This window comes from Teredinibacter turnerae T7901 (assembly GCF_000023025.1).
GTDB lineage: Bacteria > Pseudomonadota > Gammaproteobacteria > Pseudomonadales > Cellvibrionaceae > Teredinibacter > Teredinibacter turnerae_B.
In genome coordinates this window covers 866,309-885,868 of record NC_012997.1, presented here as the reverse complement: position 1 = coordinate 885,868, position 19,560 = coordinate 866,309, and the positions used below count along the sequence as shown (strand labels likewise).

At 56.4% G+C, this 19,560-nt stretch carries 10 protein-coding genes; 4 read left to right on the top strand and 6 right to left on the bottom strand.

All coding sequences use genetic code 11. The features are described from left to right. Window positions 1-21 precede the first annotated feature (21 nt). Entirely contained in the window at window positions 22-1,476 is a 1,455-nt protein-coding gene (locus TERTU_RS03610) for an imelysin family protein (RefSeq protein ID WP_015817886.1), read from the bottom strand. A gap of 324 nt (window positions 1,477-1,800) precedes the next feature. Here TERTU_RS03610 and TERTU_RS03605 point away from each other — a divergent pair, with 324 nt between their 5' ends. The 4 genes from TERTU_RS03605 (at window position 1,801) to TERTU_RS03585 (ending at window position 9,580) form a co-directional block, all read left to right on the top strand. Further along, window positions 1,801-3,069, top strand: coding sequence for a cytochrome-c peroxidase (locus tag TERTU_RS03605; RefSeq protein ID WP_015820331.1), 1,269 nt, complete (start codon window positions 1,801-1,803; stop codon window positions 3,067-3,069). 658 nt (window positions 3,070-3,727) lie between these two features. Beyond that, entirely contained in the window at window positions 3,728-5,170 is a 1,443-nt protein-coding gene (locus tag TERTU_RS03595; RefSeq protein ID WP_015818347.1) for a circularly permuted type 2 ATP-grasp protein, read from the top strand. Window positions 5,171-5,232: 62 nt separating this feature from the next. Next, window positions 5,233-6,168, top strand: coding sequence for an alpha-E domain-containing protein (locus tag TERTU_RS03590; RefSeq protein WP_015819850.1), 936 nt, complete (start codon window positions 5,233-5,235; stop codon window positions 6,166-6,168). A 49-nt stretch (window positions 6,169-6,217) separates the two neighbouring features. Then, window positions 6,218-9,580, top strand: a complete 3,363-nt coding sequence (locus TERTU_RS03585; protein WP_015817440.1) for a transglutaminase family protein — start codon at window positions 6,218-6,220, stop codon at window positions 9,578-9,580. Between the two features lie 122 nt (window positions 9,581-9,702). Here the strand turns inward: TERTU_RS03585 and TERTU_RS03580 are convergent, their stop codons facing one another. The 5 genes from TERTU_RS03580 to TERTU_RS03560 are packed head-to-tail and all read right to left on the bottom strand — an operon-like array spanning window position 9,703 to window position 19,443. Beyond that, on the bottom strand, window positions 9,703-11,133 hold the full coding sequence (locus TERTU_RS03580; RefSeq protein ID WP_228378258.1) for a two-component system sensor histidine kinase NtrB: 1,431 nt from the start codon (window positions 11,131-11,133) through the stop codon (window positions 9,703-9,705). Between the two features lie 49 nt (window positions 11,134-11,182). Then, entirely contained in the window at window positions 11,183-14,599 is a 3,417-nt protein-coding gene (locus TERTU_RS03575) for a UvrD-helicase domain-containing protein (RefSeq protein WP_015819776.1), read from the bottom strand. After that, window positions 14,596-17,325, bottom strand: a complete 2,730-nt coding sequence (locus TERTU_RS03570; protein WP_015819477.1) for a PD-(D/E)XK nuclease family protein — start codon at window positions 17,323-17,325, stop codon at window positions 14,596-14,598. Before TERTU_RS03570 ends, TERTU_RS03575 begins: the two co-directional genes overlap by 4 nt. Before the next feature lie 37 nt (window positions 17,326-17,362). Continuing rightward, window positions 17,363-18,502 (bottom strand): DUF4380 domain-containing protein, encoded by a 1,140-nt coding sequence (locus tag TERTU_RS03565; RefSeq protein WP_015818639.1) that lies wholly within the window; start codon window positions 18,500-18,502, stop codon window positions 17,363-17,365. A 5-nt stretch (window positions 18,503-18,507) separates the two neighbouring features. Then, a complete protein-coding gene (locus TERTU_RS03560) occupies window positions 18,508-19,443 on the bottom strand; it encodes a histone deacetylase family protein (protein WP_015819325.1) in 936 nt (311 codons plus the stop codon). Between the last annotated feature and the right edge of the window lie 117 nt (window positions 19,444-19,560).

Here is a 19,560-nt window from a genome sequence, read left to right as displayed (position 1 = left end):
ATAACTTGTGTAACAACGCCATTAATCACAAGTTTGGTCTGGTTTGGTGGTATCACAATCCGTTGCACCTTCATCCACTACTGAACCGTCGTAACCAATTGCCACCGCGATTTCAGCAAAACGCAGTGTTTGCTCAGTCAGTGAAAGAATGGTTTTAGCAACAGGGTTATCGCTGGCCCGCGCCTCATCCATTATCAAGTTATCGAATGGCGTTCCCGCCCGCGCAGAAGCGTCGATCGCTTCGTAGTTGGTGGCAGTGACGCTGAGCGCGGTGCTGACTTTATCGTCCAGCGCGCTGTTGCCAGATTCATTCAGGTAGTCGTCAATGCCGTAACCATTTACCGCTCGCGTTGTCACATCGTCGGTGCCATCCAGGTCGCTGTCGTAACCGGCGTAAACACCGTAGTAGCTATTGGAGACACCCTCAGCATCCAGCCACACATCGCGGTGGGTGTTGTCGGAAAAACAACTGTGCTCATCTTCCTGCGAACCGGAGCTGAACGCGATCTGCATGCGCTCGCCCGCCAACTCGGCGGTGGACAAGGTCCCCATGCCAAACAGAATTTCTGCCATGCGGTTTACCGCCTGGGTTTCGGTATTGACTGTTGTGAACGCAGTACGATAACTGGAACCAACAGCCCAGCCATCACGCACAGCTTCCAGATCGGCGACCAACTTGGCGGCGACCACCTCCATAAACTGCATACGACGAGCGGCATTAGCATCGGTGGTGAAATCGCTCAGTGGACGGTGGCCACCAGAGTTCAGAATGTTGCCGCCAGTGGACATTTCGCGATCATCTTCCGTATCGGCGCTACCGTCGGTGTTCAGGTCTTGGCCCCACAACATAAACTCAATTGCGTGGTAACCGGAAATTACTCCCCGTTCATCGCCAACGTCGGCCACAGCGGCAAATAATGCGTCATCAATTGCGACATCCGAATTGATGATGTTCTCTTGTGGATAGCCAATAGTTGGGTAGGCGGAACTGACCTCGGTTTGGTCCGCGCCAAAATCGGAGCCGGAGACGGTATAGTCGATCAGTGCTTCGCCCAGTGGCCAGGCATTGATATCGCCTTCAGGGCCATCTTCGTTCTGGTAATCGGTGGAATCAATCGGGCTGAGGCGGAACCGATAAACCTCGGTTTGACCATATGGTTCACGTGATACCAGCCAGGCAATCTTGGCTGCATCCAGATTCGCTTGCGTCGGCTCCGCTTTAAATGTAGCAATGGCGGTTTGCAGCGCTTTTGATGTATCTACCGAATCACTGTAGGCAGCAAACGCGATGTCAGCATTGGTATTCAGCACTTTGCGCGCATTTTCTAGGCTGAACTCACCGCCAGATGAGCTGCTGCTGGAGGAGCTGCTGGAAGAGGAGGAACTGCCTGAGTCGGACGAGCTGCTGCCTCCGCCGCCACATGCGGCGAGCAGAACAACAGCAGAGGATATAGCGAGTTTGCGAAATGAAAGCATTGCTTGGGCCCCAGATGTAAAGCGGATTAATCAACCCCCTGTACACAGCCTTGTACGAATCACTGTACATACTGCGCTCTCGGTCATAATTTCTGCCGAGATTTTTGGCCTTACGACTGCAGGGGTTTAGGTGAAGAGCGTTGATGCTAGGCAAAGTGATAATGATTTGCAATTACTTTATGTCTTAGAAATTGATTTGAGTCTATAAACCCCTTTATTCTGCACGCCCGAGTTGGGTCACTATGCTACATTCGCCCCCAACTATATTCCCTCGGCACTTTCAAGCAATCTAACTTCCCGTCAGGTACCAATGAGGTTGGCATCATGAAAAAAACACTGAGCGTTCTAGCCGTCGTTGCTGCACTTCAAGCGTGCGGCGGCAGTTCCGGTTCAACCTCCACACCATCCGCGCCCGGCAGTAGCTCGACGTCAAGCAGCAGCTCCAGCGGTGTCATGCTCACACTCAACACGCGCGAAAAGCTCGGTGAAGCTTTATTTCACGACGTTAACCTATCGGCTAACCGCAGCCAGGCGTGTGCTACCTGCCATGTCCCCGAACACGCCTTTGCCGATAATCGGACTGGTCCGGATAGCCAGGTGCGCGCAACCTCGCTGGGCGACGACGGTGTCTCTCTCGGCGATCGCAACACACCCACGGCCGCCTACGCGGCGTTTGCGCCTGAATTTACCACACAGGGAAATCGCGCAAGGTTGAACAGCGAGCAGTCGGATTACGAAGGCCCACTTGGCGGACAATTTTTGGATGGCAGAGCCGCTGGTCTAGCGGACCAGGCCAAAGGGCCCCCGGTCAATCCGGTTGAAATGGGGATGGAGGATGAAGCTTCCGTGGTGGAACGGCTAAAAGAAAATGATGAATACCTGGCCGCCTTTAATTTTCTGTTCGGTGACACCGTATTCGATGATCCCGCAGCAACCTATCAAGCCATGGCAGACGCGATTGAAGCCTTCGAGCGTACCGACGCCTTCGCCAGCTTCGATTCCAAATACGATAAATCCCTGCGTGGCGAATACACCTACAGCCCCATCTCCAAAGCGGCCGCAGGCAAGGCGCTGTTTTTCTCTCAGCAATTTACCAATTGCGCTACCTGCCATCAGCTTCGCCCAACAGGGCAGGCAGGGGAAACCTTCACCGGCTACGAATATCACAATATTGGCGTGCCTGCGAATACGGCAAGTCGCGAAACAAGCGGTCAAGACCTGACATTCGTTGACCATGGATTACTGGACCACCCCGATATCACCGCAAGTTCAGAGGAAGGCAAATTTAAAGTACCGACACTGCGCAACGTCGCCATCACGGCGCCCTATATGCACAATGGGGTATTCCGCGAGCTGACTACCGTGCTGGAATTCTACGATCACTTTCAGCCAGAATCGGAGCACACACTTAACCCGGAAACCGGCCTGGCTTGGGAAAATCCCGAAGTCGACGCCAACATTGCAGAAGCTGAATTACTCGATGGGCGAAAACTCAGCGACACGGACATAGAGAACCTGGAATGTTTTTTACGCACCCTGACAGACGAGCGTTTCGAGCATTTATTGCCCGACGACGGGAAATGCGATCTTTAGGCGTCATTTAACCTCCCGCGTTAAACAGTCACCTGTTTCGCTCTGTAGTTGGCGCGAGAAGCGCCAACTCCCCTTTCTCTTCTCGCAATTCGGGCACTCTGCTCAAAATCACCTTGCAGACACAGTTCGGAACCACGACACAAGCGCCAAACGATCCGGTTCACACCCACAACGTCTAACGGTACCGCCTAACAGAACTAACGGCTGTTTTAAATGGAGTAATACCCTTCAATTTGAAACGGATCATATAAATTGGCGCGCAATAATTTCCATGCCAGCGCCCCATGGTTTTAAATTGCATCCGCCGACACCTCGGTGACCCGTTAAATGGACAGCAGCAAACAGATTCTCCGCAGGAATTTGTCTACAGCAAAGCACAGCGATCGACACCGAGCTCGTTCTTTTCCATTGGCCGCGCAAGCAACGCCAAAACGGTGACCGGGGCGTTAAAAACAATAATAAATGCGTCGTCCGAGGTTCGGCTTCTAACTTCAAAAACTTTTCAACTTCAGCTCTCCCCGATCAATTTTATCTGGCGCGATGTGTGCTTAGAATTGTTTGCCGGCGCCTTTTATCTCTCCAAATCAGCGGAAATGGAGAGGCGATAAACTCCGCCAAATGCAGTAACATATAACGACTAAAAAAATGGGTGAGCACCATGGCAATTAACTGGAAAGACTACTCTTCCGGTGAGTTTTACGATGAAGTTATGAGTAGTGCCGGCAATGCCCGGCGTCCTGCACAGAAACTTGTCGCACAACTTAAGTCCTTCAGTGAAGAAGATATAGCAGACCGCAAACAAGCCGCAGACAGCACCATCAAGGAAATGGGCGTTTCCTTCACCGTCTATACCGAAGAAGGAAACATCGACCGTGCATGGCCTTTCGATATTATTCCCCGCCCCATCGCAGCCAAGCAGTGGGACATCGCCGAAGCCGGTCTCAAGCAACGGTTGACAGCACTTAACCTGTTTATCAACGACCTTTACCACGAGCAAAAAATTATCAAGGACGGCATCATCCCCGAGTTCGTCCTCAAGCAATCCAAGAACTACCGCAAAGAGTGCGAAGGCTTTAAGCCCGCATTTGGGGTTTGGGCGCATATTTGCGGCACCGACTTGGTGCGTGCAGACGACGGCGAATTCTATGTTCTGGAAGACAATCTTCGAGTGCCCTCTGGTGTATCATACATGCTCGAAAACAGGGCAATAACAAAGCGTGTACTGCCCGAGCTTTTCGAAAAGGTCGATATCGCGCGCGTCGATGAATACCCCGCGCGCCTATTTGACACACTCGCGTCCCTTTCTCCGCGCAAACTTAAAAAGCCGGTCATCGTCGTTTTGACCCCCGGTATCTTTAACTCAGCCTATTTCGAACATGCCTTCCTGGCGCAGCAAATGGGGGTTGAGCTCGTTGAAGGCAGTGATCTGGTGGTACAAGACGACTCAGTCTTTATGAAAACCATTTCCGGTCTCGAGCAGGTGGACGTGATTTATCGCCGTATCGACGATTTATTCCTCGATCCGGAAGTTTTTAATAAAGAGTCGGTTCTCGGGGTGCCCGGCCTTATGCGCGCCTGGCGCAAAGGTAACGTCGCTCTGGCGAATGCGCCCGGCGCAGGCGTTGCCGACGACAAGGTGATCTATGCGTTTGTCCCCCAGGTCATCAAATATTATTTGGATGAAGACCCGTTAATTCCCAACGTGGAAACCTTTCTTTGCTACGACGACAAACAGCGCGAATATGTACTCGCCAACCTGGACAAACTGGTGGTCAAGCCCGCCAACGAATCCGGTGGCTACGGCATGCTGGTGGGGCCGCATTCCACCAAAAAAGATCGCGAAACTTTTGCCGAGCTGATTAAAGCGAATCCGCGCAACTATATTGCGCAACCTACTCTCAAACTATCCACCGCGCCTACCATCGTGGGGAAAAACGAATTGGAACCGCGCCACCTGGATTTGCGCCCATTTATTTTGCAAGCTAAAGACACCTATGTGACCAAAGGTGGTCTCACTCGGGTGGCAATGAGAAAAGGCTCGCTGGTGGTGAACTCGTCACAGGGCGGCGGCAGTAAAGATACCTGGATTGTTGAAAGCTGAATTCGTTAAACAATAACACAGCAACCGAATCCAACAGTTCAAACCATTGTGGAGTGCACTTCATGCTTTCTAAAGTCGCAGAGCGCGTTTACTGGACAGCCCGTTACCTGGAACGAGTGGAAAATACAGCGCGCCTGATTCGAGTTTACGACAATCTGATGTTCGACCTGCCCCGGTCGGTCAATTTTGGCTGGTACAACCTGATTACCATTAACAGTGCGCAGAAGGAGTTTGCCGATCGTTTTAAAGTGCAGGACGAGCGCAACGTCGTTAAATTTCTCCTCGCCGATGACACTACTTCCAGTTCGATCCTGTCTTCGCTGCGCGCCATTCGCGAGAATGTGCGCACCACCCGCGATGTTGTGCCGGAAGACACCTGGGAGTTAACCAACGAACTCAACTTATACGTAACTGAAAACATCCAGTTGGGCGTTAACCGCAAGGGCCGTCACGAATTTTTAGATGGCGTAATTAAAGGCTGCCAACAAATTCTAGGTTTGCTGTACGGCACCATGCCCCACGACCCCGCGTGGGATTTTTTGCGTCTCGGCCGCAATTTGGAGCGCGCCGATATGACCACCCGTATTTTGGATGCTGGGGTTGCCGCTGTGCTGCAGGTAGTAGAGGAAGATGCGGCAGTCAACAGCCGACAAATTATCTGGGGCGCTGTGTTGCGGTCTTTGGGCGCTACCCAATCTTACCGCCAGACCACCCGCTCTGCGGTTACCGGCGATGGGGTGGTGTATTATTTATTGGAAGACCTGAGCTTCCCGCGCACTATCGCCCACTGCCTGGATGCCATTATTGATTCCGCAGAGCGTTTGCCCCGCTCTAAAGAAATTGTCGCGATACTGAAAGAAAATCAGTCCACCATATTCGACGATGTGGACTACGAAGAATTGGGTGAACCCCTGCGCGACTACCTCAACGACTTGCAGACCGAACTGGCCAGTATCCACACCCATATCGCTGCAACCTGGTTTCCTGAGCTCCATTAAAAACCAGGTTGTTTCCGCCGATTAACCTCCAACAATAGCGTGCATTCCAATGACGATACGTGTAGCTATTCACCATAATACGTACTATAAATTCGATCGTTTGGTGAACCTCTCACCGCACGTGATTCGGCTTCGTCCGGCGCCACACAGCCGCACACCGATTCGCGCCTACAGCATGAAAATCAAGCCGGAAACGCATTTCCTGAACTGGCAACAAGACGCGTTCGGCAATTATCTTGCGCGCATCGTATTCCCGGAGCGAACCAATGAGTTCTCCGTGGAAGTGGAAGTTCAGGCGGACATGACGGTGATCAACCCGTTCGACTTTTTCCTCGAAGAGTCCGCCGAAGAGTTTCCGTTTAAGTACAGCGCGCAGGAATTAAAAGAGCTACAACCCTACCTGGAAAAGAAACCGGGCGGCCCCCTGTTTGATGAACTGGTGAAGAGTATTCCGCTGGAGAAAAAGCGCACCATCGATTTTCTCGTGGACGTAAACCAGCGCCTCGAACAACTGATTGAGTACACCATTCGGCTCGAGCCCGGTGTACAGGAGCCGGAAGAAACCCTGAAAAAAGCCCTGGGCTCCTGTCGCGATACCGGCTGGTTGATGGTGCAGTTGTTACGCCACCTGGGGCTTGCCGCTCGCTTCGCCTCCGGTTATCTGGTGCAGCTCAAACCCGATACCAAATCGCTCGACGGTCCCTCCGGTACCGAACACGATTTCACCGACTTACACGCGTGGTGCGAAGTCTATCTGCCCGGCGCAGGCTGGGTGGGGCTGGACCCAACGTCCGGGTTATTCGCAAGTGAAGGACATATTCCCCTCGCCTGCACACCGGACCCGGTCTCCGCCGCGCCAATTAGCGGTTTTACCGACAAGTGCGAAGTCGAGTTCAACTACGAAAACGAAGTTGCACGCATACTGGAAGACCCGCGGGTAACCAAACCCTATACCGATGATCAATGGCAGGAAGTGCTCGCCCTCGGCCGCGCTGTGGACGACGAGTTAAACCAGAACGACGTGCGCCTGACCATGGGCGGCGAACCCACCTTTGTTTCCATCGACGATATGGAATCCGCACAATGGAACACCGCCGCCCTCGGCGCGGACAAGCTGCGCCTCGCCAAGAATCTGTTGCTGCGTTTGCGCGAACACTTTGCTCCCAACGGCATGCTGCATTACGGCCAGGGTAAATGGTACCCGGGCGAGGAACTGCCCCGCTGGGCGCTGGGGCTGTTCTGGCGCAAAGACGGCGAGTCGCTGTGGAGCAACCCGAAAACCCTGGCCCGCGTAGACAAGAGCTACGGCCACGATGTTAAAACCGCGCAGCAATTCGCCCTGGCACTGACTGAACTGCTCGGGCTTAACCACGACTTTGCCCAGCCGGTGTTTGAAGACAGCCTGCACTACCTGCTGCAGGAACAGAGTCTGCCCGTCAATATCGATGCCGAAGCTGGCGAGGCGATGAAAAGTTCGCTATCTCGCAAGCGCCTGATGCGGCTGCTGGAAAAAGGCTTCGATAAACCCGCCGGCTTCGTGCTGCCGCTGGGCTGGAACTGGAATGGCGGCGGCTGGTTTTCCAGCAAGTGGGAAATGCGCCGCGAACGCATCGTAGCAGTTCCCGGCGATTCGCCCCTGGGCTTGCGGCTGCCATTGGAATCGCTGCCGTGGGTCGAAAAGAAAGACCGCGAACCGGATCTGGAATACGACCCCTTCGCGCCGCGCGCACCCCTGTCAAAACCAGGCGACATGACATTCGTTGCCCCACCGCAGGCGCAATCGCCACAGAAAAAGCTGAAAAAAGCACCGGGGTCGGACACGGTCACCGAATATTTCGATGTATTCCGCACGGCACTTTGCTTTGAAGCCCGCGAAGGCCGGTTACATTTATTTTTACCACCACTGCAAACGCTCGATGCCTACGTGAACCTTATTGCAGCCATATCCACTGTTGCCGAGCAACTGGATATTCCGGTGGTGATCGAAGGTTATGAGCCACCGCGCGACCCGCGACTGGTCAAGCTGTTAGTGACGCCAGATCCAGGCGTTATTGAAGTTAATATTCATCCCGCGAACAACTGGGACGAGCTGGTTGCCACCACCGAAGAACTTTACGAAGCCGCGCGCCAATCGCGACTGGGTACAGAAAAGTTCATGCTCGATGGTCGCCACACCGGCACGGGTGGCGGCAACCACGTCACCCTCGGCGGCGCGACACCCGCCGACAGCCCCTTGCTGCGACGCCCGGATTTACTGCGCAGTATGGTGACTTACTGGCAACATCACCCGAGTTTGTCCTACCTGTTTTCCGGTGCATTTATCGGCCCCACCAGCCAGGCGCCGCGCGCTGACGAAGGCCGCGACGAAATGCTCTACGAAATGGAAGTGGCGTTCAAGCAAATGCCCGAAGGCGAAGTGGCTCAGCCCTGGCTGGTCGACCGCATTATGCGCAACCTGCTGATCGACATTACTGGTAACACTCACCGGGCCGAGTTTTGTATCGACAAACTCTATTCGCCCGATTCTGCCAGCGGGCGCCTGGGTATCCTGGAATTCCGCGGCTTTGAAATGCCGCCCCACAGCCGCATGGCCCTGGTGCAATTCCTGTTGATACGCGCCCTGGTAGCCCGGTTCTGGCGCGAGCCCTACCGCCAGCCGCTGGTGCGCTGGGGTACCCTGCTGCACGACCGCCACATGCTGCCGCACTATATCTGGAGCGATATCAAAGAGGTGGTTAGCGAGCTCAATGAGCGCGGCTACCCCTTCCGCGAAGAGTGGTTGTTGCCGTTTGAAGAGTTCCGCTTCCCCCATTACGGCCGCGTAAAACTCAACGATATCGAAATCGAAATTCGCTGGGCGATAGAGCCCTGGCATGTGCTTGGCGAAGAAATCAGCAGCTTTGGAACCTCCCGCTACGTGGACTCCTCGGTAGAACGGGTTCAAGTAAAAGTGAGCGGTATGACCGACAACCGCTATGTGCTGGCCTGTAACGGGCGCCGCGTGCCGTTGCGCAACACCGGCGTGCAGGGAGAATTTGTGGCCGGGGTACGGTATCGCGCCTGGCAGCCACCCTCCGCGCTCCACCCCACTATTGGCGTTAATACGCCGCTAGTGTTCGATCTGGTGGACACCTGGAACGGCCGCTCCATTGGCGGTTGCACCTATCATGTGTCTCACCCGGGTGGCCGCAGCTACGAAACCTTCCCGGTCAATGCGTTCGAGGCGGAAAGCCGCCGGGTCAACCGCTTCGACACCCTCAGCCACACCCCAGGGCCGTTTACCCCGCGCCCGGACCTGGATGCACTGCGCGAGTTTTTCACCGATCGCAATCCACCGCGACCAATGGCACCACCGCCAGAAGAACCCGCCGGCGAGTACCCACACACGCTGGACTTGCGCCGCAATCCATAGCCCTTGGGGCCGCCGTGCCAGCGGTGGCCCGCACAGGAGCGTCAGGCATAAAAAAAGGCATCCCCTGGTGGATGCCTTTTTTCTTTTTGCTCGCCTAATTCCGGCAGAGCAAAAGCCGTTCGCTATTTTTTAACCTGCAACTGCACATGGAAGGTGGTGCCCACATCAATGTCTGAGGTTACCGCCATCTGGCCATGATGGTGCTCGGTAATCGAAAAGTACGCGAACGAAAGCCGTTGCGTACCCAGCCCGGCGCTGGCGTCCGGGTTATTCAGGAAATAAGGCTCAAAGATATTAATTTGTTCTTCCGGCGTTAAACCAACACCGTTGTGATTTATCTTGATCCAGATCGAGTCGTAAAACTCAGTAACGTCCACCGTAATCAGCGGGCTAAAACCGTCGCGTGTGCAGCGCCCCAACGCGTAACAGGCATGGCGGAATATACCGAGAAACACCTGCTGCAACTCGGCAATGCGACAGGGCGCAGAACTCAGTTTTTCTTCAACTTGCAGGTGTAATGGAATATCCCGAAACTTCAAACCGTTGGGCTCTGAGATCACCTTGCCTGCCAGTTCGATCGTGTGCTCGAGCACTTCGGGCACATTCACAAGCTGCGCGCTGCCACCCTGATGCAGCGCGAAATCCGCCAGGTTATTTACAATGGCCGACGCATATTCACTGCTTTCCAGGGCCGTCTCCAGGCAGTGCTTCAGTGTTTTGCAATGCTCCCGTGCCAATGCATCCGGGTCGTCGGATTTTGCCAGCGCATAAACCTGCCCAAGTGACTGGCTGATGCGCTGCAAAGGCGTGTCGATATCCTGCGCCATGGTTGCCGCCAATTCGCCCATCGACGCCATTTTGTCCAGCTCGATCATGCGATTTTCGGTTTTCACTCGCTTGGTCACATCGTCCAGCAAAATCACGATACCCACTTCATCGTTACCCTGCAGCGCGTAGAGCGTGATATCGAAATAGTACTGGCCGCGTTGACTGTGCTGAATCACCCGGTTGCTGCCACTGTCGAGCACCTCTTTCAGCTGCTCGGGCGTGAGGGTAATCGTGGGGTAGGCTTCCCACAGGTTTTTCCCCAAAACCATATCGCTCTTGGCACCGGTGATTTTTTCTGCCGCCGGGTTCCACTGGGTGATCGCCATTTCCTTGTTTAAGCCAATCAACATCAAGGGCATGGAATCGAGAATACTTTTGATATAGCTCTCCGATGCCACCAAGCGCTGAGTGGTTTCCCGGTGCTCCGCAATCTCCGCTTCCAACTTGCTGTTGGTTGTCGCCAGATTCGCCGTGCGCTCCCGAACCCGCTCTTCCAGATTTTTCTTAATCTCTGTCAGCTCGCGGTTCACCCGCCAGGCATTGCGATAACTGATGGCCAGAAAAACCAGGGTGATAGTCAGCAGGGTGATCAGCAACCCGGCAGAAAAATTAGCCAGATGTTGCCACTTGGTGTGGCCATCCTCATCCTTAAAAACATCGGTAATGCTGGCAAAGCCATCGCTGGCCAACAACAGCAACCAACAGGCGAATAGTTTGTGGGACATTTTGCTCATAGCGCGCAAATCAACATCTGGGTTAGGGAAAAGCGGGGGATTATAACTCACTCAGCTCAAGCCATTCAGCCAGAGTGGGAAAGTAAAGTGCGAGCCTCACCTGGGAAAATCCGGCCTGTAACAGCGCAGCCCGGTAAAGCCGCATTTTCGGTTGGTAAAGTTCCTGCTGACTGCGGAAAAACGCATCCAACGCCTCATGTTCGGCGGGCTCAGCTGTTTTGTAATCGACAATCCAAGTCACACCCGCCGCGTCGGTATAGACCCGGTCCACCACCAATTGTTGCGGACCACTGCGGGTAACCAGAGTTAGCGAATACTCACTCGCGTGAAAACGATAATCATTGGAAAGTATAGCCCGCCCTCGCTCATCGTCGAGAATACGTGCCAAATGCCGCCCCGCGCGTTCAGTCAGTTGCGGCACCAGCGCCGGCGCGACACCCAGCTCCCGCAGCCCGGCAGCCATCGCTGGCGCACACGCGTGAACCCGCGTGCGCGACCAGTGTTCAAGCCCCTGCTCAGAGATGATTTGCAAGTAGCGATGCACCAGGGTACCCAAGTGGCGACTGGCGCGGTTGGCTACACTTTGCCATTCCAGCTCGGGTCGGTTTTGGGCTTCGTCGTAGTCGTATGGGGGAATAAACCCTAACAGCAGATTCTCCCGCTCAACCAGCGGCGGTGTCCAATGGGCCACAAAACGCTGCAGCGGCGGCGCCACCCAGGACTCAGTGGCGGACGGTTCAATCTCCGGTGCCGGGTAACGCTGCACCTGCAACACCACAGCCTGCCAAATACTGGCCAACATACTGGAGGAACTTGGCGCCCGCAATTCCTGAGGATTCTTGCTGTTTTCCGCGGTCGCGAAGCACAAATGCAAACGCTGCCGGGCCCGGGTACAGGCTACATATAGAAGTCGGCAAGTTTCCAGATCCATCTTTTTACCGGCTTCTGCAGCCAGATGCTGATAGTTCGCATGCCGGTCTCCGCCAGATGCGCGGGTTAAAGGCGCCATCAGCAGTTGCGATTCACCATCGCGGTTTAAGCGCTCCTGCCATAACATTAAATCGTCGCTGCGACTGTTACCGCGCTTCGCCAGCCCCGGCACAATCACCACATCAAACTGCAAGCCCTTGGATTTATGCACCGTCATCAACTGCAGGCTGTCATCCGCCTCAGGGTCGGGTGCCGCATAAAGTTGGTTTACCGCATTTGCCAACACCCGATAGGCGGGCAAATCGCTGGCGTATTCCCACTTTTCCAACAACCGGAAGAACATGCGTGCATTCTCCAGGCTCGCCGCTCCGGGCAAAGAGGCACCCCCACCCAGCGCCAGCCAGCAGCCTTCTACCCAGGCGCGAAACGTCTTGCGCAACCGCTGCTCGCTTGCCGCGCTCAGCAGTGGTAATACCCGCGCTAAACGCGCAGCACCAGACTCGCTCAAACAGTTGTCGGCGAGCGCATACTCACATTGCTCAAGTACGGTCGGCACAAGCTTGCTCTCCTGCGGGCGGCAAAGCGCGTCGAGGTCAGTAAGCGCCAACCCACACCAGGGCGCCCGCAATACGGCAAGCCATGCGACCCGGTCCGCCGGGTGCAGCAATGCGCGGGTCAAGCTCAGCAGGTCCTGCACTGCGGGCGTTTCCGCCAGCGGCTCCAGATCCACCGCTCGATACCGCAACCCCGCGCCTTGCAGCGCGGGAACAATCGCTGCCAGCGCCGAGCGGCTGCGCACCAGCACCGCAATTTTGGCGTCCGGTTGTTCAGCTCTGGCCGACAAAATGATATCCAGCACCTGAGCCGCTTCGCGCGCGCCCGCACCATCGTCTATAAAACCGTGCAAGCGCACCGCATCGCCCGGCAGCTCGGGGTTTACCACGGTGGATGCCGCGTAGGCCACCGCACCGTGACTGGCGCTATGTTGGGCCGGGAAAGACTGGGCAAAAACCTTGTTGACCCAGTGCACAACCCCGGCCTGTGAGCGAAAATTCGCCGTCAACCGCAGGCATCTGAGCGGGACATTCTCGAGCCCTTGCTCCCGCGCATTCAGGAACAAGCCGACATTCGCGCCGCGAAAGGCATAGATGGATTGCATTGCATCGCCGACACAAAACAGGGTGCGACCGTCGTCTGGAACCCAACCTGCGGTTAGCTGGTTTAACAGTTCTACTTGAGCGGCCGAGGTATCCTGAAACTCGTCCACCAGAATATGCGACAGGCGATAGTCCATTTTCATCGCCAGTTGACTCGGCGACTCCGCACTGCCCAGCGCCCGCCGCGCCGCGAGACTGACCTCCGTAAAATCCACCCGGTTCAGCTCTTTGAACACCAGGGTTAACTGCGCCGACAACATCGGCAACACCGTGAACAGGGCGTCCAGTAATTGCCATTGGCTGTCGTCCACATCCGCAGCGGGCAGCTGCAAAATATCGGCGAGCTGATCGTCCAGCCCCGGCACCGACTGCAGCTCGGCAATCAGGGCTTTGAGTTGCTGCTTGCGCGCATCACAGGCTTTTTTATCCGCGCCCTTGCCCGGCGGAAACCCCTGCGCCACCGTAACGCTCTTGCGCCACTCCTGCTTTTGGGTGAACACCAGTTCGATTAAACCCAGCCATTGCGGCAACGCGTCCGCATCCGGCAGCTGACGGCTCTCATCGAGATCAATGTCGATGCAGGCGGACAGCGCAGACGCCTTGCCCGCCGCGCGCACATTCGCCGCGCCGTAGGCGGCCAGTTCCACCCACTGCGCCTGCAGGGCTGGCGGAATCCGCGCTACCACCGCGTCGATGGTTTCGTACACCACCGTGGCAAAGTGTTCACTCAGCAACTCACGAATCGGCGCACCGTCTGGCCTCCCGCCCAACAGCGGCAGCCACTGCTCGCGCTTGGCGAGCAACTGGCCCATCAGCGCCTCGAAGCGGTCGAAGCGGTTGTCGAGAAAATCCAGCACCACACCCAGCGCTACCGCCCATGCACTGTCTTCCTCCAGCGTGCCCAGCAGCGCATGCACGGCGCTGCGGTAAAGCTCCGCACTGTCGTCGGTAATCTGCGGCTGGCTGCCAAACGACGACTCCATTGGCAACTGGCGGGTCAGGGAGCTGCACAGGCTGTCGAAGGTTTTGATTTGCAGGCGATTGGGATTGTCCAGCAACTGCCACTGATGCTGTTGATCAGCGGCCAGAACGGCCCGCGCCAGTTGCCAGGTAAGCTGGCGGTGGGCCTCCTCCGGCTCCGGGCCGCGGCCAAGATGCAATGCATGCAGGACCCGCTCACGCATTTCGCCAGTCGCTTTGCGCGTGAAAGTAATCGCCAGAATTTCTTCCGGACGGCGCACCCGGGCGAGCAACACCAGATAGCGCTGCGTCAGCAATTCGGTTTTACCGCTGCCAGCGGGGGCTTCGCAGATAAACGATTGGTCCGGTTCAAGTGCAGTGCGCCGTTCGGTACTGTCGGCAATAATCATGGCGTATCCTCCTCATCGTCGGTCACACTGCGGATACGACAAAACCCTTTCAACTCACAATAGCGGCAGGTGGAGCCTGGAACCTTGGGTGCAACCGCGGCCTCACCGGCTAAAAAGTCACTCGCCAGCTGCTCCAGGGTTTGTTGCCACTGGGCAAGCAGATCTTTCCATACCCCGGGCAGATCGAGACCGCTGTCCGCTGGGTGCTTGAGGCCGGGCGCCACATCAGGCACATCCGCCAGACCTTTGAGAGCGATTTCGCGGGAGTTAATTTGCGCAAACGCCGCCGCGACAACCTTCTCGCGGTTGGCAATGGCGTATAGCGGGACCTGGGGCTGATCCGGCCGCTCACCCTCCCAGGATTTCACCGCGGTCAACCCGGTTTTGTAGTCGATAACAAACAGACCGCCATCGGCCAACGCATCCACCCGATCGTAGCGAACACTTAAAGGCAGGCCTGCCAGGGTGAGATCTTTGCGGCTTTCGTTAAACACCACGGTAAAGGGCGCGCGCTTTTTTTCCAGTTCCAGCCAGGCGCAGACAAGCCCGGCCAGACGCCGGGTTTCCAGCTCCACAAAGCGGAAACCGACAAAGCTTTTGCGGCGGATATCGCGCAGCGCATCGGCAATGGCTTCATCCACCAGGGCGAGCAAACGCTCGTTCGACTGCGCCAGTAAGCCCGCCTGATCGCCGAGCTTGCGCCAGACAATTTCCATCGCGTGATGTAGCAAATTACCGCGTTCAGCGGCATCCAGGCCGAGTACCACCTCCGGTACCTCGCTGGCGCGCAGGCGATGGCGGGCAAACGCCTGAAACGGGCACGCCGCCTGATCGCGCAAAATAGCCGCACCGCCGCGAATGCGTTGCACCTCGGCAACCCCGCCCGCGTTTGTGTCCTCAATCGACTCCATTTCACGGCTTTGCCACTGCAATTGCTCCCACGCGGTGAACAGGGGGACGGCCTCGCGGGTTTGCGCAAACGCCTGTACCAAGGGGCTGGGCTGCAGCTGTTTGTCGTCTCTGGTCGCGGCGTAACTGAACGTGACCTGCGATGCGCTCGCCAGCCAGCGCTGGGTCAGATTGCGCGCGTAGCGAAACTCCCGCTCAGCCGAACTCTGCGGTGTGTTGTGCGCGACCTGCACCGCGAGCGGCAACAGCGGATTGGGTGACGGCGCGGGCGGCCAGGCCTCGTCGTCCAGGCCCATGACCCAGAGCTGATCGAAGGGCAACCCGGCCGCCTCCAGACTGCCGAGTATCTGCACCGGCGAAATCCGCGTTTGCGGCTGGAAACTGCGCTGTTGCAGCAACCGCCGCAGCAGACTCAACGCCTCGCTCCAGGCCATGGGCGCGGTAACCACATCGAGCGCGGCAAACTCATCCAGACAGGTTTGCCACACCTGCACCTGCTGATACTCCAGGGTATCCAAGGTGCGATCCCCCGGCCAGCCGAGGCACTGCAATTGCGCCATAAAAACGGGCAGCCATTCGCTCGGCAAGCGCGCGCTGGGGCCATACTGTTTGGCGAGCTTATCGAAGTCGTCCAGCGCGTGATACCAGTGTTCGCACAGGGGCAGCCCCTCATCGTCACAAAATTCCGCTGCGCTGGTGCGCAACAACTGGCGCGAAGGACTGAGTTCGCCCTGCTCACGAAGACGCACATCCAGCAGCGCGCGCGCCGCCAGTTCGGACTGTATTCCCAGAAAAGGCGACAGCAGCAAAGCACTTGCGGTTTCCAGCTCGAGCCGCGCGCGATTGAGCTGAAGCGCCTGCAGCGCCGCCTGCATAACAGGCACCTGCGCCAATGGCTGGCCCGCCGACATATTGAAGCCGGGGGCGTGTTGCGGGGTTGTGGGCAAAATACCGTGCGGGTCGAATACCCGGTTGAAATGGCGCTCGACTTCGGCCCGTCGCGCGCTGAGATCCGGGATCACTACCCCAATCTGTTGTACCGGCTGCGCGGCGATCGCCTGGTAACACCAAGTGGCGACGCTCTCCAGCTCCGCCTGCGGATCGCTGAAACTGCACAAACTCACCTGCGGAGTCGGTTCGGGCTCTGCCACATGAATCAACTGGCAACCGCACCCGGTCAGCGCCTCCAGCAACTGCAGCAGCGCAGGGGCCTGATCGTCGAAACCGTACATCACTATCTGGTTCGGCAGGCGCCAAGTGGCAACGGCGGCCGCAGGATCGCTGTGCGTCAGGGCATCGCAGATAACACCGCTCAACTCACTGAAGGTTAACAATCCACGCTGCTGGCACTGTTCGTGAAATGCCGCCACCCAGGCAAGGAACAACTGGTGGCTTTGCAAAAGCTCGTCTGTCTCGAAACTGTCGACGGGCAAGGCCCACTCGCATACCAGCCGCCATGCGTCCTGCGCGTTTTTTGCGGTGGCGACGCTGTTAAGCAGCGGTGGCGTATCCGGGTGGCTGGTGATCACCGTTTCCCACAGCAACATTTCCTGCTGCTGCGTCATCAACACCTGTGCCGATCGCGGATGGCGGCCGTCCAGCGTCAGCCGCTGCCAGAGATCCTGCAGCCAGCCCTGGTAGGAGCGACACCGGAGATTCGCGAAAGCGGTTTTGCCCTGTGCGCGCTGAAAGTCGCCATAACTGGTTTGCACAAAACGGCTCAACCGCTCATTCGGGGTAAGCACCAGACCGTTGGCTGGCAGGTCGCCACTAAAGTGCTCGTGTAATAGCGCGCTGAGAGCGTGTTGACTTTGCATAGATATTGAACGCCAGAGAAGCGGTAAATTCGAAAGATTAAAGCGCGGGAAGCGTTTGCAGGGCCGCGTCGACGAACGCCCGCATCGCAGCGGGCGTCATCTGCCCCGTGTACGGTAGTACCGTCCAGCGCTCCCTGCTGGTGAGAGTGGTGCCGGGAGCCAGTTCGCGGTAGGCGCTGTGGACTTCCATTTCGATCAAGCCCGCGGCGAAATCGTCGCCGTCAAAATCCATATACAGTTCCACCAGGCTGTGCTCAGGGTGAATATCCGCTGACGGCACCGATGGGTACTGAATAAGTAAAACCTGGCCTTGCGAGAACGACGCCATCCAGGGCGCATCAGGAGTGATAAAAAGTTTGCCGACGCGCTTACGCGACGGTGCAGTCGCCGCAAGCTGATTAAGCACCAGCGTGCCCTCTGCAACAGTATAGGCAATTGGGTCCTGTTGCTTTGGGTAAAACGGTTGCTGTACCCGGACCTGTTGTTCGCTGGCCACCGGCACCAGCACCTTGCTTGCTGCAGATACCCGCGTGTTAAACCAGAGATCCCATGCAACAGATCCTTCTGGCTGCGCGTTTTGCGCGTCGACCATCAGCTCAACGCTATTTTTGTGTTTAGCCGGCAAGCGAAAAACCTTGCGCATAGCCAAGCCTGTTAATGCACTCGGCGGACTCTGCAGCACCAGCGACTCCGCCGTATGAGCAACAATCTCGTTGCGCGCCAATACGTTGAACGGGTCGGGTGGCCACTGCGCCTTTTGCGCGCGGCGCTGTGGGTTCACTGTTTGAAATTTCCACCAGTCTGACTGCGGGCCATTCCACACAATATGGCCAAAATAGCTGTAGGCTCGATCATCCGCTTTCACTTCCGGCACCCCACGAGCTAATTCTTCGGTGCCCACTCGCAACAAATTCTGCCGGTCGGTCAAGGAGACACCGAGCACTCTACCGCCAATATCGGGCGTTACTTGTAGCGAGACAACACCGTTGCCCAATGTGATTTGTTGCACAGGTTCAGCAATTGCCAGCGAGCCTCGGCAGAGGGCCAGCAGCCCCACGAGAAAAAATACGTTAACGATGTCTGTAACGAAGCCTGTGAGGTGGCGCGCACGCGCCGGTTGATAATCTACAGCCGGTAGACGCGCCAGCAGCGCGCCTAGCTCAAGAAGTTTTTTCATTATTATTATCCAGCGTGATGTAGGCCCGCGAGGCAACCCACATGAGCGCACACAGAGGTCGCCAGCGCCTCCAGGTTGTAACCACCTTCCAACGCCGATACCACACGACGCCCTGCGTGTTTTTCTGCGACGTCCAGCAGCTGATGTGTAATCCAACGGTAATCGTCTTCCAATAGAGAAAGATGCGCCAGTGGATCTTGTTTATGCGCATCGAAACCGGCAGAAATAAAAATGAACTCGGGCTCAAACGCGTCTAATTCTGGCAGGATGCGCTCGCGCACCTGCTGTCGAAACAAATCACCTTTGGTGCCCGGCTCCAACGGTACATTGACAATGTGACCAGGCTCACTGTCGGCAAAAGTGTCCGGGTAAAGCGGTGATTGGAAGGTGGAGCAAAACAGCACCCGGCTGTCATGGAGAAAAATATTTTCCGTGCCGTTGCCGTGGTGAACATCGAAATCGACGATGGCGACTTTTTTAAGGCCATGATGCTCCAGCGCATGCAATGCGCCAATTGCAATATTGTTAAATATGCAAAACCCCATGGCTTTGTCGCGTTCAGCGTGATGGCCTGGCGGGCGCACCGAACAAAATGCGTTTTTCACCTTGCCTGCCATTACCAGATCCACCGCCTGCATCACTGCGCCTACGCCCAATAAAGCGGCCTCCAGAGAATGGGGATTCATAAAGGTGTCCGGGTCCAACTGACGCAGCCCCATCAACGGAGATTTATCGTAAACACGCTTGATGTGTGCCTCACTATGAGCCAAAGCGAGCGCAGACCGCTCCGCCGGGCGCGCATCGTGACACTGCAAAAAGTCCATGATGCGCAACGAAATAAGAGCGTCGTTGATCGCGGACAAACGCTCCGGCGCTTCCGGGTGCTCATCGCCAACGTCGTGTTTCGCGCACTCTGGGTGAGTTATATAAGCAGTTGTCATTGGGGCTTCCTCGTCACCGGTTCAGACCATTCTAGCGCAACTACTGTTGAATACCGACCCCCCGCATTTCTCACCTTCGGAGCGTTATACTCAACACACAAAAATAAAGACAACACG

What these genes read in the sequence shown, in the direction of transcription:
- TERTU_RS03585 (WP_015817440.1), top strand. Translation starts at nt 6,218, where the DNA reads ATGACGATACGTGTAGCTATTCACCATAATACGTACTATAAATTCGAT.
- TERTU_RS03595 (WP_015818347.1), top strand. Translation starts at nt 3,728, where the DNA reads ATGGCAATTAACTGGAAAGACTACTCTTCCGGTGAGTTTTACGATGAA.
- TERTU_RS03610 (WP_015817886.1), bottom strand. Translation starts at nt 1,476, where the DNA reads ATGCTTTCATTTCGCAAACTCGCTATATCCTCTGCTGTTGTTCTGCTC.
- TERTU_RS03605 (WP_015820331.1), top strand. Translation starts at nt 1,801, where the DNA reads ATGAAAAAAACACTGAGCGTTCTAGCCGTCGTTGCTGCACTTCAAGCG.
- TERTU_RS03575 (WP_015819776.1), bottom strand. Translation starts at nt 14,599, where the DNA reads ATGATTATTGCCGACAGTACCGAACGGCGCACTGCACTTGAACCGGAC.
- TERTU_RS03560 (WP_015819325.1), bottom strand. Translation starts at nt 19,443, where the DNA reads ATGACAACTGCTTATATAACTCACCCAGAGTGCGCGAAACACGACGTT.
- TERTU_RS03580 (WP_228378258.1), bottom strand. Translation starts at nt 11,133, where the DNA reads ATGTCCCACAAACTATTCGCCTGTTGGTTGCTGTTGTTGGCCAGCGAT.
- TERTU_RS03570 (WP_015819477.1), bottom strand. Translation starts at nt 17,325, where the DNA reads ATGCAAAGTCAACACGCTCTCAGCGCGCTATTACACGAGCACTTTAGT.
- TERTU_RS03590 (WP_015819850.1), top strand. Translation starts at nt 5,233, where the DNA reads ATGCTTTCTAAAGTCGCAGAGCGCGTTTACTGGACAGCCCGTTACCTG.
- TERTU_RS03565 (WP_015818639.1), bottom strand. Translation starts at nt 18,502, where the DNA reads ATGAAAAAACTTCTTGAGCTAGGCGCGCTGCTGGCGCGTCTACCGGCT.